This window comes from Pseudomonas furukawaii, assembly GCF_002355475.1.
Taxonomy (GTDB): Bacteria; Pseudomonadota; Gammaproteobacteria; order Pseudomonadales; family Pseudomonadaceae; genus Metapseudomonas; species Metapseudomonas furukawaii.
Genome location: NZ_AP014862.1, coordinates 4,580,934 through 4,594,055 on the forward strand (window position 1 = coordinate 4,580,934; position 13,122 = coordinate 4,594,055).

A 13,122-nucleotide genomic window follows, 5' to 3' on the forward strand; every position below is an offset into this window, starting at 1 on the left:
CACGAGGAAACAGCGCCCCTTAACGCCAGAGGTCCCCATGAGCCCCTTCACCGACCACCCCTTCAGCGTGCCGCGCTACCCCAGCGGCCAACCCAGCCCGAAGGCTCGGGAACACCTGCTGGTGACCCAGGACGCCGGGCGGGAAACCCTCGCCGCCCTGGCCAGCACCTTGGGCGACACCCCGCTGGTCCACCTGGCCCTGCCGGACTTCGCCAGTCTCGCGGCCCTGCAACTGGCCCTGAGCGCGCGGCTGAAGGACGCCCGCGTCGGCCTGCGGCTGGAGTTGCGCGGCGACGAAGCCTTCGTCTGGCCACTGCATGCCCTGGCCCGTGGGGCTGGCCTGCAAGGCGACGAAATCCTCCTCGGCAGCAGCACCGAAGGCACCCGCCGGGTGTTCTGCGTGCACTGCGCCACCTGCCAGAGCGCCGGCACCGCCGCCGCCCTCACCTGCGCCCACTGTGGCGTCGTGCTGGAAGTGCGCCGCCACTTCTCCCAGCGCCTGGGGGCCTACCTCGGGGTCTGTGCCGATGCCGACCAGCCCTACCGGGAGACCCGCCCATGAGTGCCCTGCTCGATGTCCGCGTCGCCGCCATCCGCCAGCTCACCCCGGTGATCCGCGAATATCGCCTGGAAGCCCTCGCCGGCGCCCTGCCCGGCTTCTCCGCCGGCAGCCACGTGCAGTTGCACCTGCCCAACGGCCGGCGCAACGCCTACTCGCTGCTGGGGGACCCGGCCGACACCCGCCAGTACCGCATCGCCGTGCGCCACCAGGAGGCCTCCCGGGGCGGCTCGCGCTACCTGCACCAGGTGCTGCAGGCCGGCGACCGCCTGCGCATCAGCGCCCCGGCCAACCTCTTCCCGCTGCACAGCGAGGCGCGGCAGCACCTGCTGGTGGCCGCCGGCATCGGCATCACCCCCTTCCTCGCCTTCAGCCACGAACTGCTGCGCCGGAACGCGGACTTCGAACTGCACTACGCCTATCGCAGCGGTACCAGCGACGCCTACCTGGCGGAACTGCGCCAGTGGCTCGGGCCACGCCTCAACGAGTACCCCAGCGGGGTACGCCGCTTCGACCCCGTGGCCCTGTTCGAGGACCGCCCCCTGGGCGCCCACGTCTATGCCTGCGGCCCGCAGCCCCTGTTGCTGGACCTCAAGGAACAGGCCGCCGCCCAGGGCTGGAGCGAACGCCGGGTGCACTGGGAGGCCTTCGCCGCGCCGGAGCCCGGCCAGCCCTTCCGCGTCGAGCTGGCCCGCAGCGGCCGGCAACTGGAGGTGGCCGCCGAGGAAAGCCTGCTGGAAGCCCTGGAAGCCGTCGGCATCGAGGTACCCAACCTCTGCCGGGGCGGGGTCTGCGGCCAGTGCCGGACGACCTACCTGAAGGGCGACGTGAAGCACCGCGACCACGTCCTCGGCGCCGAAGAACGCGCCGGCAGCCTGATGCCCTGCGTATCCCGCGGCTGCGGCAGCCCGATCCTGCTCGATATCTGATTCCGGAGACGCCACGCCATGACCCTCACCTTCAAGCCGCTGGAGACCTACCGGGACGACTTCAGCTTCCGCAACAGTCCCGAGGCCATCGCCCGCTTCCCGTTCCCATTTCCGGAAGACCAGTACATGTACTCGGTCAATCTCGAGCCGGCGGTGTCCCGCGACCCGGGCTCGGTGTACGAGCACAGCTTCGACGTGGACGAACACTACCTGTCGGAAATGGCCGAACGCGCCCGGGTGCTGGAACAGGACCCGCAGCGCTGCCTGGTGATGCCGCACATGGCCCAGGCCGCCTGGGACACCCTGGAGATGCTCATGGAGCACCTGGCCCGGGACTATCCGCAGCACTTCCGCCTGGGCCGCCAGGGCAGCGCCTGGCACTGGCAGAACCTGGCGCTGGGGATCGACCAGCGCTTCACCTTCGGCGACCCGGCCACCCTGCCCTGCGAGCCCCTGGAGTACATCACCCGGCAGATGCAGGGCGACTTCGCCGTGCTCGACCAGCGCGACGGCGACCTGTTCATGGACGCCGGCATGGTCACCTGCCCGGCCGACTGGTCCCTGCGCTTCGATGCCGGCATGAGTTTCAAGCAATGGCATTCGCCGGTGCCCATGGCCCACCAGATGGGCGTGTTCGACCGCGCCCTGAAGTACCTGCTGAACATCCAGGTGGGCCACCCGGTGCGCCGGCTGAACTGGACGCTGACCATCAACCCGCGCCTGGACACCTCCCCCGAGACCTTCCACCAGTGGGGCGGCGACCGCGGCAAGGTCACCCCGGAGAACGTCGGCCGCCTGGTGCACCTGCGCGTGGAGCTGCAGCTGATGGCCCGCCTGCCGCGCTCCAACGCCCTGCTGTTCGGCATCCGTACCTACCTGATCAGCCTCGACGAACTGGTCACCAACCCCGCCTGGGCGCAGCGCATGCACCGGGTGATGCGCGACCTGCCCGACCCCATCGCCGACTACAAGGGCATCACCCGCTACCGCCAGACGCTGGTGGACTGGCTGCGCCGGTTCGACCCCGAAGCCTGACCCGACCCCACTCACCCCAAGAGGACATACCCATGGCCCACTCATGGCGCATCAGCGCGCTCCGCGAACGCCACCTGGCACTCGGCTCCAACCTGGAAGACTGGAATGGCATGGGCACCGCCTGGACCTACGCCAGCGACCTCGCCGACCACCACGAGGCCATCCGCACCCGTGCCGGGTTGATGGACGTCTCCGGCCTGAAGAAGGTGCACTACGTCGGCCCCCACGCCGAAAGCCTGCTGCAGTAAGCCACCACGCGCGATATCTCCAAGCTCTACCCGGGCAAGTCGGTCTACGCCTGCATGCTCGACGAGGACGGCACCTTCGCCGACGACTGCATCGTCTACCGCACCGGCCCCAACGCCTTCATGGTGGTACACGGCGCAGGCTCGGGCCACGAGATGCTCATCCGCTCGGCCCAGGGCCGCCAGGTGGCGGCGCTGTTCGACGACGACCTGCACGACCTCTCCCTGCAAGGCCCCAGGGCCGTCGACTTCCTGGCCGAGCATGTGCCCGGCATCCGCGAGCTGCCCTATTTCCACCACCTGCAGACCCGACTCTTCGAGCGCCCGGTGATGATCTCCCGCACCGGCTACACCGGCGAGCGCGGCTACGAGATCTTCTGCAAGGCCGCCGACGCCCCGGCCATCTGGGACGGCATCCTGGAGAAGGGCAAGGACCTCGGCATCATCCCCTGCGCCTTCACCGCCCTGGACTGGCTGCGGGTGGAGAGCTACCTGCTGTTCTACCCCTACGACAACTCGCAGATGTACCCCTTCGCCGACCAGAAGGCCGGCGACACCCTCTGGGAGCTGGGCCTGGACTTCACCGTGTCCCCCGGCAAGCAGGACTTCCGCGGCGCCGGCGAACACTACCGCCGCCAGGGCCAGGAGCGCTTCCGCATCTACGGCGTGCTGCTGGACGGCCACGTCGCCGCGCAGAACGGCGACACCCTCTGGCACGACGGCCGCCAGGTGGGGGTGATCACCTGCGCCATGTACTCGCGCCTCACCGAACGCTCCATGGCCATCGCCCGCGTCGAGCCGCAGATCGCCACCCAGGGCCTGCCCCTGGAGGTGCGCGGCAGCCTCGCCGCGAAGGCCATCGCCCACAGCCTGCCGTTCGACGACCCCGAGAAGAAGAAGCGCACCGCCAAGGGCTGAGCGCACCCGACCTTGCCTGCACGAGAACCACCGACATGACCCACTACATCCTCAAGATCAGCTGCCCGGCCACCTCCGGCATCGTCGCGGCGGTCACCACCTACCTCGCCGGGCGCGAGTGCTACCTCAGCGAACTCGCCCAGTTCGACGACGAGTTCACCGGGCGCTTCTTCATGCGCGCGGTGTTCCGCTTCAACGCCGGCGCCAGGCCGGACCTCGCCGCCCTGCGCCAGGGCTTCGTCGACGTCGCCGTGCCCTTCGACATGGACTGGGAACTGTTCGAAGGCAACCGGCCCATGCCGGTGCTGCTGATGGTCAGCAAGTACGACCACTGCCTGGCCGACCTGCTCTACCGCCACCAGAAGGGCGAGATGGACATGCGCATCACCGCCATCGTCTCCAACCACCTGGACCTGCGCCCGATGGCCGAGCGCGAAGGCATCCGCTTCGTCTACCTGCCGGTCACCCGGGACACCAAGGCCCAGCAGGAAGCCGCGCTACTGCAACTGGTGGAGGAAACCGGCACTGAGCTGGTGGTGCTCGCCCGCTACATGCAGATCCTCTCCGATGACCTCTGCAAGCAGCTCTCCGGCCGCGCCATCAACATCCACCACTCCTTCCTCCCCGGCTTCAAGGGCGCCAAGCCCTACCACCAGGCCTTCGAGCGCGGCGTGAAGCTGATCGGCGCCACCGCCCACTACGTGACCTCCGACCTCGACGAAGGCCCGATCATCGAGCAGGAAGTGCAGCGCGTGGACCACGCCTACCTGCCCGACGACCTGGTGGCCGTGGGCCGCGACACCGAGACGGTGGCCCTGTCCAGGGCGGTGAAGTACCACCTGGAGCACCGCGTCTTCCTCAATGGCGACAAGACGGTGATCTTCCGATGAGCGCCGTGCCGCCCCCCACCCTCATCGACGGCAAGGCCGCCGCCGCCCGCGTGCTGGCCGAGGTCAGCGCCGAGGTGCAGGCCATGAAGGCCCGGGGCGTCGCCCCGGCCCTGGCGGTGATCCTCGTCGGCCAGGACCCGGCCAGCCAGGTCTACGTGCGCAACAAGGTGCTGCGCGCCGAGGAATGCGGCATCCGCTCCCTGGAGTTCAGGCGCCCGGCCGAGACCGGCGAGGCCGAGCTGCTGGACCTTATCCACAGCCTCAATGCCGACCCCGACGTCCACGGCATCCTGGTCCAGCTGCCGCTGCCGGACCACATCGACGAGCAGCGCGTGCTCCAGGCCGTCAGCCCGCTGAAGGACGTGGACGGTTTCCACGCCGAGAACGTCGGCGGACTCAGCCAGGGCCGCGAGGTGCTCACCCCCTGCACCCCCGCCGGCTGCCTGCGCCTCCTGCAGGACAGCTGCGGCGACCTCGCCGGCAAGCACGCCGTGGTGATCGGCCGCTCCAACATCGTCGGCAAGCCCATGGCCGCCCTGCTGCTGAAGGCCCATTGCAGCGTGACCGTGGTGCATTCCCGCAGCGCCAACCTGAAGGACCTCTGCCGCCAGGCCGACATCGTCGTCGCCGCCGTCGGCAGGCCGCGCCTGGTGGACGCCGACTGGCTCAAGCCCGGCGCCGTGGTCATCGACGTCGGCATCAACCGCATCGACGAAGGCGGCCGCTCGCGCCTCGTCGGCGATGTGGATTTCGACTCCGCCATCGCCCGGGCCGCCGCCATCACCCCGGTTCCCGGCGGCGTCGGCCCCATGACCATCGCCTTCCTGATGAAGAACACCGTCGCCGCCGCCCAGCGGCAACACCCGGCCGCAGGCCGCCAACCTTCCGTGGAGATCCCAGCATGAAACAACGTGTCGCCATCATCGGCGCAGGCCCCTGCGGCCTCGCCCAGTTGCGTGCTTTCCAGTCCGCCCAGGCCAAGGGCGCCGAGATCCCCGAACTGGTCTGCTTCGAGAAGCAGGCCGACTGGGGCGGCATGTGGAACTACACCTGGCGCACCGGCCTCGACGAGCACGGCGAGCCGGTCCACGGCAGCATGTACCGCTACCTCTGGTCCAACGGGCCGAAGGAATGCCTGGAATTCGCCGACTACAGCTTCGACGAGCACTTCGGCCGCCCCATGGGCTCCTACCCGCCTCGCGAGGTGCTCTGGGACTACATCAAGGGCCGCGTGGAAAAGGCCGGCGTGCGCCCCTACATCCGCTTCAATACCGCCGTGCGCGACGTGCGCTTCGACGCCGCCAGCGGCACCTTCGAAGTGACCGCCCACAGCTACGAGCAGGACCTGACCTACAGCGAGACCTTCGACTATGTGGTGGTCGCCAGCGGCCACTTCTCCACCCCCAACGTGCCCTACTTCCCCGGTTTCGAGAGCTTCGCCGGGCGCGTGCTGCACGCCCACGACTTCCGCGACGCGCTGGAATTCAAGGGCAAGGACGTGCTCATCGTCGGCGGCAGCTACTCCGCCGAGGACATCGGCTCGCAGTGCTTCAAGTACGGCGCCCGCAGCATCACCAGTTGCTACCGCAGCGCCCCCATGGGCTACCACTGGCCGGAGAACTGGGAAGAGAAGCCCCTGCTCACCCACGTCAGGGGCAGCACCGCCTTCTTCGCCGACGGCAGCAGCCGGCAGGTGGACGCGGTGATCCTCTGCACCGGCTACAAGCACCACTTCCCCTTCCTGCCGGAAGAGCTGCGCCTGAAGACCGGCAACCGCCTCTGGCCGCTGAACCTCTACAAGGGCGTGTTCTGGGAGCAGAACCCCCGGCTCATCTACCTGGGCATGCAGGACCAGTGGTACAGCTTCAACATGTTCGACGCCCAGGCCTGGTACGCCCGCGACGTGATCCTCGGACGCATCGCATTGCCGGATGCCGAGCGCATGCACGCCGAGGACCTGGCCTGGCGCCAGGAAGAGGAAACCCTGGAAACCGCCCAGGAGATGTTCGAGTTCCAGGGCGAGTACATCCGCCAGCTGATCGAGGCCACCGACTACCCCAGCTTCGACATCGCCGCGGTGAACCGCACCTTCCTGCAATGGAAGCAGGACAAGCACGACGACATCATGGGCTACCGCGACAAGTGCCACCGTTCCCTCATCACCGGCACCCTCGCCACACCTCACCACACCCCCTGGCTGGAAGCCCTGGACGACTCCCTGGGAGCCTACCTGGCCGATAGCCCCGAGCCTTCCATCAAGGCCGTGGGCTGACCCCGTGATCGGTGCGCACGGCGCACCCTACCCCGCCCCGTAGGGTGCGCCATGCGCACCGGGTAGCCTCACCGCAGGAGCCTTGCATGCAACCACCCGTGATATCCCGGCCGCTGGAGCCGGCCCTGTTCGCCCGCGCCCCGGGCCTGGAACGCCACCGCGTCGCCCCCGGCGGGCTGACCGTCATCGGCCTCGAACCCGGCGACCGGCTGGAGGTCATCGACCTGGAAGGCGACCAGGGCGCCGAGCTGCTGGCCTTCGCCGGCAGCCGCCCGGCCCTCGGCGCCCTCGGCCTTGCGGAAAGCCCCGGCGCCGATTTCATCGGCCACCTGCTGCGGGACGGCAGCCGCGAGTCTGCCCATGTCAGCGCCGGCCTGGTCCGGCGCGGCATCGACTGCCGCCACCTGCCGACCGCCGCACGGCTGTGGCCCGCCGGCACCCCGGCCGGCTTCAGCCGCGCCTTCAGCGCCAGCGAGGCGCTACTGGTGCTGGTGGCCGCACCCGGCGGCGCCACGCCGGTGGACAGCCAGCGGCGCGCCAGCGAGCTGCGCCTGCTGGTCCAGCGCGCCAACCCGCGCGCCACGCTGGCCCCGCCACTGCCGGCGCCCCTGGGGGAACTGGTCGACGAGTTCACCATCAGCCCCGGCACCGCGCGGGACTACGTGGTGGGCGCCGGCCAATACCTCCAGGTGCTGGACGTGGCCGGGCGCCAGTGCTCGGACTTCGTCGCCTTCGACCGCCGGGGCCTGGACGCCGGCCGAGAGATCGACCTCGACCCCACGGTGACCCGCACCCTCAACGGCAACGCCTACCCCGGCCCCGGCCTGTACAGCCGCTTCTACGACCGCGACCTGCAACCGATGCTGGAAGTGGTGCGCGACACCGTGGGCCGCCACGACACCTTCGCCCTGGCCTGCACCGCCCGCTACTACGAGTCCCAGGGCTTCTTCGGCCACGCCAACTGCAGCGACAACCTCAGCCGCAGCCTCGCCGCCCATGGCGTGCAGGGCCGCGCCGGCTGGCCGGCGATCAACTTCTTCTTCAACACCGGCGTCGACGCCCACCAGCAGCTCACCCTCGACGAGCCCTGGTCGCGCCCCGGCGACTACGTGCTGCTGCGCGCCATGACCGACCTGGTCTGCGCCAGCAGCGCCTGCCCCGACGACATCGACCCGGCCAACGGCTGGCAGCCCACCGACATCCATATCCGCGTGTATTCCGAAAAGGAGCGCTTCAGTATCGCCATGGCCAACCGCAAGACGCCCGACGCCGACCCGGTGCTGACCCGCGAAAGCGGCTTCCACCCCGGCACCTCCGCCCTCACCCGCCAGTTCATGGACTACCGCGGCTTCTGGACGCCGATCCAGTACGACGGCCATGGCGTCCTGGCCGAATACCACGGCTGCCGCGAGCGCGTGGCGGTGATGGACCTGTCCGCCCTGCGCAAGTTCGAGGTACTCGGCCCCGACGCCGAGGCCCTGCTGGACCACTGCCTGACCCGCGACGTGCGCAAGCTGGCGGTGGGCCAGGTGGTCTACAGCGCCCTGTGCTACGAGCATGGCGGCATGCTCGACGACGGCACCCTGCTGCGCCTCGGGCCCGACGCCTTCCGCTGGATCGGCGGCGAGGACCTGGCCGGCGACTGGCTGCGGGAACAGGCGGCGAAGCTGGGCATGAAGGTGTGGGTCAAGAGTGCCTCGGAACAGATCCACAACATCGCCGTGCAGGGCCCGCTGAGTCGCGAGCTGCTGCGGCAGATGGTCTGGACGCCCGGCACCCAGCCTCGGCTCGAGGACCTCGGCTGGTTCCGCTTCCTGGTGGGCCGCCTGGACGACTACAACGGCCCGCCGCTGATGGTCTCGCGCACCGGCTACACCGGCGAGCTGGGCTACGAGATCTGGTGCCACCCGCAGGACGCCATGGCCGTGTGGAACCGCCTCTGGCAGCTGGGCGACCCGCTGGGCCTGGTGCCCCTCGGCCTGCAGGCCCTGGACATGCTGCGCATCGAGGCCGGACTGATCTTCTCCGGCTACGAATTCTGCGACCAGACCGACCCCTTCGAGGCCGGCATCGGTTTCTGCGTCCCGCTCAAGAGCAAGCAGGCGGACTTCATCGGCCGCGATGCCCTGCTACGGCGCAGTGCCCATCCCCAACGCCGTCTCGTGGGGCTGGAACTGGAGGGCAACGAACCGGCGGCCCATGGCGACTGCGTGCGCATCGGCCGTGCCCAGGTGGGCGTGATCACCAGCGCCACCCGCTCCCCGGTGCTGGGCAGGAACATCGCCCTCTGCCGGCTGGACCTGGCCCATTGCGAACCGGGCACCCGCGTCGAGGTGGGCAAGCTGGACGGCCAGCAGAAGCGCATCCCGGCGACGGTGGCCGCCGGCACCGTCGCCTACGACCCGGAGAAGACCCGCGTGCGCGCCTGAGCCCGGAACTGGACGAAGAATTGCTAGGGAACGGCAACGGGCAGGAATACGTCACCAGCCAAGGAGGACCGACCGATGTGGTTCAGCAATGCATCCAGCAACCTGGCCAATGAAATCAGCCAATGGCTCGATCGCCTGTTCAGCGAACAGGGCACGGCCGACGCCAACCGGCGACACCTGCAGCGCCAGCCGCAACTGCTCGGCAGCCTGGACCGGCTGCAGCGCGACTGGGAGGAACTGCAGCGCATCCGCCGGCACACCGAGCGGCAGGCGCCGCCGCCTTGCAGCGCCGAGGAATACGCGGCGCTACAGCGGCGCCTGACCGAGGCGGAGGCCCGCACCGCGCAACTGCGTACCGAACTGGACGACGGCGAGCAGCGGCTCCAAGCGCTGGAAGCCGAACGCGAGCGCTGGGACGAAGATCGCCAGGTCTGGGAACTGACCAAGCGCACCCTGACCGAGGGCTGCTGGGCCATGAACGTGGTCAACGGCGACCCGGACCACCCGCAGAACCTGATCCGCTGGTCCGAGCAGTTCCGCGAGCTGGTCGGCTACAGCCGCGAGGAATTCCCCGACGGCTGGGACAGCTACTTCGGCGTGGTCAACCAGGACGATGTGAAAGCGGTGATGCAGGCCTTCAACGCCGCCATGGTCGACCGCAACGGCGACGGCTCCTACGCCGTGGAGTACCGCATGCGCCACAAGACCCGGGGTGAAGTGTGGTTCCGCGAACGCGGCCGCTGCCTGCGGGATGCCCGGGGCACGCTCATCCACGTCACCGGGGCGGTGCGCGAGATCAGCGACGAGAAGGCCGCCGCCGCCCTCCATGAACGGGAGCAGGCGAGCATCCAGTCCACCTACGGGCAGATCGCCCAGGTCGCCGGGGTGATCCGTGGCATCGCCGAGCAGACCAACCTGCTGGCGCTCAACGCCGCCATCGAAGCGGCGCGGGCCGGCGAACAGGGCCGGGGCTTCGCGGTGGTGGCCGACGAGGTGCGCAACCTGGCCCGGCGCACCCAGGAATCGGTGCAGCAGATCCAGGCGATGTTGCAGCAGCAGCGCTGAGAAACGACCCAAATTCAGGCGCCCCGCCGGGAGGATGACTGCAAACGGGGCATTTGCCGCCGGTGTGCACAGGCCCCCCCAACCTGGTGAGAGACCGGGGGCGCCGCGCGCACCGCGTGATAGCTCGGTGCCATGGACTGGCACAGTGTTTGCCTTTCCCAGTACGCACTTTTCTTGCTTGGAAATAAAAACAAGAAGCCGCCAGGCGCGTGTTCGACCTGATCTGCCGACCAACGCTATTCCAACGAATTCGTATCGAGGATTGAGTGATGGAAGAACAGAAAACGCCGACCCTGGAGGAGTTGCAGGGTCTGATCGAGATGACCAACACGCTGAATATGGAAATATTCTACTGGTGGTGCATCGCCCTGATGATCATGATCCACGCGGGCTTCCTCTCTTACGAGATCGGCGCCTCGCGGCTGAAGAACGCCCTGGCCGCCGGGGTCAAGAACATCCTCGCCTTCGGCTTCATCGTCCCCACCTTCTTCCTTTTCGGCTGGGCCATCTACAACGCCTTCCCCGACGGCATCGTGCCGCGCATGGATGCCCTGATGGGGGCCATGCCCTGGAGCCAGTCCATGGGCCCGAACATCAAGGACAACGCCACCGGCATCTTCTGGGCGGCCTTCGCCCTGTTCGCCGCCACCACCGGCTCCATCCTCTCCGGCGCCATCATCGAGCGCGCCCGGATGAGCGCCTTCATCGTCATGACCATCCTGCTCGGCTCGGTGCTCTGGCTGTTCGCCGCCGCCTGGGGCTGGCACCCGGAAGGCTGGCTCACCGTGAAGTGGGGCTACCATGACGTCGGCGCCGCCGGCGTGGTGCACATGGTCGCGGGCTTCTTCGCCCTGGCGGTGGTGCTCAACCTCGGCGCGCGCATCGGCCGTTTCAACCCGGACGGCAGCGCCAACGCCATCGTCGGCCACAGCATGCCGATGAGCGTGGTGGGCCTGATGATGATCATCGTCGGGTTCTTCGGCTTCCTCGGCGGCTGCATCATCTACAGCTCCGGCGCCCAGTGGATCAACATCTACGGCGCGCCCACCACCCTGTCCGCCTTCGCCTTCAACACCCTGATGGGGTTCGCCGGCGGCCTCATCGGCGCCTACCTGACCACCCGCGAGCCCTACTGGATGATGTCCGGCGGCCTGGTGGGGATCATCTCCGTGGCCCCGGGACTGGACCTCTACCACCCCGGCCTCGCCTACCTGATCGGCATGGGCGTGGCCGCCATGGCGCCGCTGGTGAACAACCTGTTGCTGAAGTTCCGCCTCGACGATGCCGTGGGCGCCTTCGCCGTGCATGGCTTCGGCGGCTTCGCCGGCCTGGTGGTCAGCGGCGTGTTCCTCTCGGGGTACCCGAACGTCAACGGCATGGCGGAGATCAGCTTCTTCGGCCAACTGGGCGGCGCGCTGGTGATGGCGGCACTGGGCTTCATCCCCGGCTTCCTCATTTCCTATGCCCTGAAGAAAGCCGGCGTGCTCCGGGTTCCGGCCCATGCCGAGGAACGCGGGCTGGACCTCACCGAAGTCCCGGCCCAGGCCTATCCGGAATGGAGCGCCCTCTACGGCGAACCCCTGAAACCCGCCGTCAGCGTGGCCGCCACCCTGGTGGTGGAAACCAAGACCGCCTGATCGCGGCCAGACGAGGAAGATTCCCATGAGCATCAGCACCTACGAAGGCGCCAGCGCCGTGTTCACCTTCGCCGACAACCCCGCCGTGCTCGGCGTCATCACCGTCGTGGTGGTGGCCGCCACCCTCTACGCCCTGGCGGCCACCTTCATCCACGAGAAGCACAGCTACAACCTCCCGGACGAAGAGCTGCCCAAGCTGAAGTAGCCCTCTCGTAGCCCGGATGCAATCCGGGGGCTCCGGCTCCCGGATTGCATCCGGGCTACGGCCTTGAATGCCCCCTCATCCTGGCCGCGGCCAATGGCGGCTGGCCGGCGCGCGCCTACGCCACCTGAGCCTCGCCCACCAGCTTCAGGCCGACGATGCCGCCGATGATCATCAGCAGGCACAAGCCCTTGAGCACCCCCAGCGGCTCGCCGAGGAACAGGGTGCCGTAGGCCACCGTCCCCAGGGTGCCGATGCCCACCCACACGGCATAGGCAAGTCCCAGGGGCAGCTCGCGTACGGACAGGCTCAGGAGGTAGATGCTGAGGGCCAGGAAGAAACCGCAGTACAGGCTCGGCCAAAGCCGGGTGAACCCTTCCGTGCGCGGGATGATCGACGCGTACAGCACCTCGCAGAAGCCCGCCAGGAAGAGGAATCCCCATCCGTTCAACCATGCCATCCGTCACCTCTCCTACTCGAAAGTATCCGGTGCGCGCGGCGAACCCTACACAGCCCGTAGGGTGCGCCGCGCGCACCGCGTTGGCTTTTCACCAGGGAAAGCGCCGACGCAAGGCGTCGGCGCGGGGTATTGCAGAGGACTTACAACGCGTCTTCGCCCAGCTCTCCGGTGCGGATGCGCAGGATGCTTTCCAGGTCCTGCACGTAGACCTTGCCGTCGCCGATCTTGCCGGTGCGCGCCGAGGTGACGATGGCGTCCACGGCGGCCTGGCAGAGGGCCTCGGCCACCACCAGCTCCAGCTTCACCTTGGGCAGCAGCTCCACCACGTACTCGGCGCCCCGGTAGATCTCCGAATGGCCTTTCTGCCGACCGTAGCCCTTCACCTCGGTGACGGTGACGCCGCTGACGCCGGCGTCGGTCAGGGCCTCGCGCACGGCGTCGAGGCGGAAGGGCTTGATGATGGCGGTAATGAGTTTCATGG

General features: G+C 68.6%; 12 protein-coding genes and 1 pseudogene. 11 read left to right on the forward strand and 2 right to left on the reverse strand.

Features of this window, described 5'->3' with window-relative positions; genetic code table 11:
* The first annotated feature begins 37 nt into the window (after positions 1-37).
* From KF707C_RS21120 to KF707C_RS21170, 11 genes and pseudogenes are all read left to right on the forward strand, one after another.
* A complete protein-coding gene (locus KF707C_RS21120) occupies positions 38-562 on the forward strand; it encodes a dimethylamine monooxygenase subunit DmmA family protein (protein WP_003451592.1) in 525 nt (174 codons plus the stop codon).
* Entirely contained in the window at positions 559-1,488 is a 930-nt protein-coding gene (locus tag KF707C_RS21125; RefSeq protein ID WP_003451594.1) for a PDR/VanB family oxidoreductase, read from the forward strand. Before KF707C_RS21120 ends, KF707C_RS21125 begins: the two co-directional genes overlap by 4 nt.
* An 18-nt stretch (positions 1,489-1,506) precedes the next feature.
* Complete coding sequence (locus KF707C_RS21130) at positions 1,507-2,523, forward strand: heme-dependent oxidative N-demethylase family protein (protein ID WP_003451598.1); 1,017 nt, start codon at positions 1,507-1,509, stop codon at positions 2,521-2,523.
* A 32-nt stretch (positions 2,524-2,555) separates the two neighbouring features.
* Positions 2,556-3,686, forward strand: a pseudogene (locus KF707C_RS30045) (aminomethyltransferase family protein).
* Positions 3,687-3,721: 35 nt separating this feature from the next.
* The gene (gene purU, locus KF707C_RS21140; RefSeq protein WP_096368052.1) at positions 3,722-4,576 is read left to right on the forward strand and encodes a formyltetrahydrofolate deformylase; all 855 of its coding nucleotides are present in this window, start codon (positions 3,722-3,724) and stop codon (positions 4,574-4,576) included.
* On the forward strand, positions 4,573-5,481 hold the full coding sequence (gene folD / locus KF707C_RS21145; protein ID WP_096368053.1) for a bifunctional methylenetetrahydrofolate dehydrogenase/methenyltetrahydrofolate cyclohydrolase FolD: 909 nt from the start codon (positions 4,573-4,575) through the stop codon (positions 5,479-5,481). Before purU ends, folD begins: the two co-directional genes overlap by 4 nt.
* Positions 5,478-6,848, forward strand: a complete 1,371-nt coding sequence (locus KF707C_RS21150; RefSeq protein WP_003452234.1) for a flavin-containing monooxygenase — start codon at positions 5,478-5,480, stop codon at positions 6,846-6,848. The genes folD and KF707C_RS21150 overlap by 4 nt, the downstream gene beginning before the upstream one ends.
* An 86-nt stretch (positions 6,849-6,934) precedes the next feature.
* On the forward strand, positions 6,935-9,277 hold the full coding sequence (locus tag KF707C_RS21155) for a DUF1989 domain-containing protein (RefSeq protein WP_003452232.1): 2,343 nt from the start codon (positions 6,935-6,937) through the stop codon (positions 9,275-9,277).
* Positions 9,278-9,352: 75 nt separating this feature from the next.
* A complete protein-coding gene (locus tag KF707C_RS30165) occupies positions 9,353-10,342 on the forward strand; it encodes a methyl-accepting chemotaxis protein (protein ID WP_003452230.1) in 990 nt (329 codons plus the stop codon).
* A gap of 269 nt (positions 10,343-10,611) precedes the next feature.
* A complete protein-coding gene (locus KF707C_RS21165) occupies positions 10,612-11,979 on the forward strand; it encodes an ammonium transporter (protein WP_003452229.1) in 1,368 nt (455 codons plus the stop codon).
* A gap of 25 nt (positions 11,980-12,004) precedes the next feature.
* Positions 12,005-12,184: a hypothetical protein gene (locus tag KF707C_RS21170; protein WP_003452228.1), complete on the forward strand. Its 180-nt coding sequence runs from the start codon at positions 12,005-12,007 to the stop codon at positions 12,182-12,184.
* A 115-nt stretch (positions 12,185-12,299) separates the two neighbouring features.
* On the opposite strand, the gene KF707C_RS21175 is transcribed toward KF707C_RS21170, so the two are convergent.
* Entirely contained in the window at positions 12,300-12,641 is a 342-nt protein-coding gene (locus tag KF707C_RS21175) for a DMT family transporter (RefSeq protein WP_003452226.1), read from the reverse strand.
* A 140-nt stretch (positions 12,642-12,781) separates the two neighbouring features.
* Positions 12,782-13,120 carry a P-II family nitrogen regulator gene (locus tag KF707C_RS21180; RefSeq protein WP_003452224.1) on the reverse strand — a complete coding sequence of 113 codons (339 nt, stop codon included), beginning with the start codon at positions 13,118-13,120 and terminating at the stop codon, positions 12,782-12,784.
* Between the last annotated feature and the right edge of the window lie 2 nt (positions 13,121-13,122).

What these genes read in the sequence shown, in the direction of transcription:
- KF707C_RS21120 (WP_003451592.1), top strand. Translation starts at nt 38, where the DNA reads ATGAGCCCCTTCACCGACCACCCCTTCAGCGTGCCGCGCTACCCCAGC.
- KF707C_RS21125 (WP_003451594.1), top strand. Translation starts at nt 559, where the DNA reads ATGAGTGCCCTGCTCGATGTCCGCGTCGCCGCCATCCGCCAGCTCACC.
- KF707C_RS21130 (WP_003451598.1), top strand. Translation starts at nt 1,507, where the DNA reads ATGACCCTCACCTTCAAGCCGCTGGAGACCTACCGGGACGACTTCAGC.
- purU (WP_096368052.1), top strand. Translation starts at nt 3,722, where the DNA reads ATGACCCACTACATCCTCAAGATCAGCTGCCCGGCCACCTCCGGCATC.
- folD (WP_096368053.1), top strand. Translation starts at nt 4,573, where the DNA reads ATGAGCGCCGTGCCGCCCCCCACCCTCATCGACGGCAAGGCCGCCGCC.
- KF707C_RS21150 (WP_003452234.1), top strand. Translation starts at nt 5,478, where the DNA reads ATGAAACAACGTGTCGCCATCATCGGCGCAGGCCCCTGCGGCCTCGCC.
- KF707C_RS21155 (WP_003452232.1), top strand. Translation starts at nt 6,935, where the DNA reads ATGCAACCACCCGTGATATCCCGGCCGCTGGAGCCGGCCCTGTTCGCC.
- KF707C_RS30165 (WP_003452230.1), top strand. Translation starts at nt 9,353, where the DNA reads ATGTGGTTCAGCAATGCATCCAGCAACCTGGCCAATGAAATCAGCCAA.
- KF707C_RS21165 (WP_003452229.1), top strand. Translation starts at nt 10,612, where the DNA reads ATGGAAGAACAGAAAACGCCGACCCTGGAGGAGTTGCAGGGTCTGATC.
- KF707C_RS21170 (WP_003452228.1), top strand. Translation starts at nt 12,005, where the DNA reads ATGAGCATCAGCACCTACGAAGGCGCCAGCGCCGTGTTCACCTTCGCC.
- KF707C_RS21175 (WP_003452226.1), bottom strand. Translation starts at nt 12,641, where the DNA reads ATGGCATGGTTGAACGGATGGGGATTCCTCTTCCTGGCGGGCTTCTGC.
- KF707C_RS21180 (WP_003452224.1), bottom strand. Translation starts at nt 13,120, where the DNA reads ATGAAACTCATTACCGCCATCATCAAGCCCTTCCGCCTCGACGCCGTG.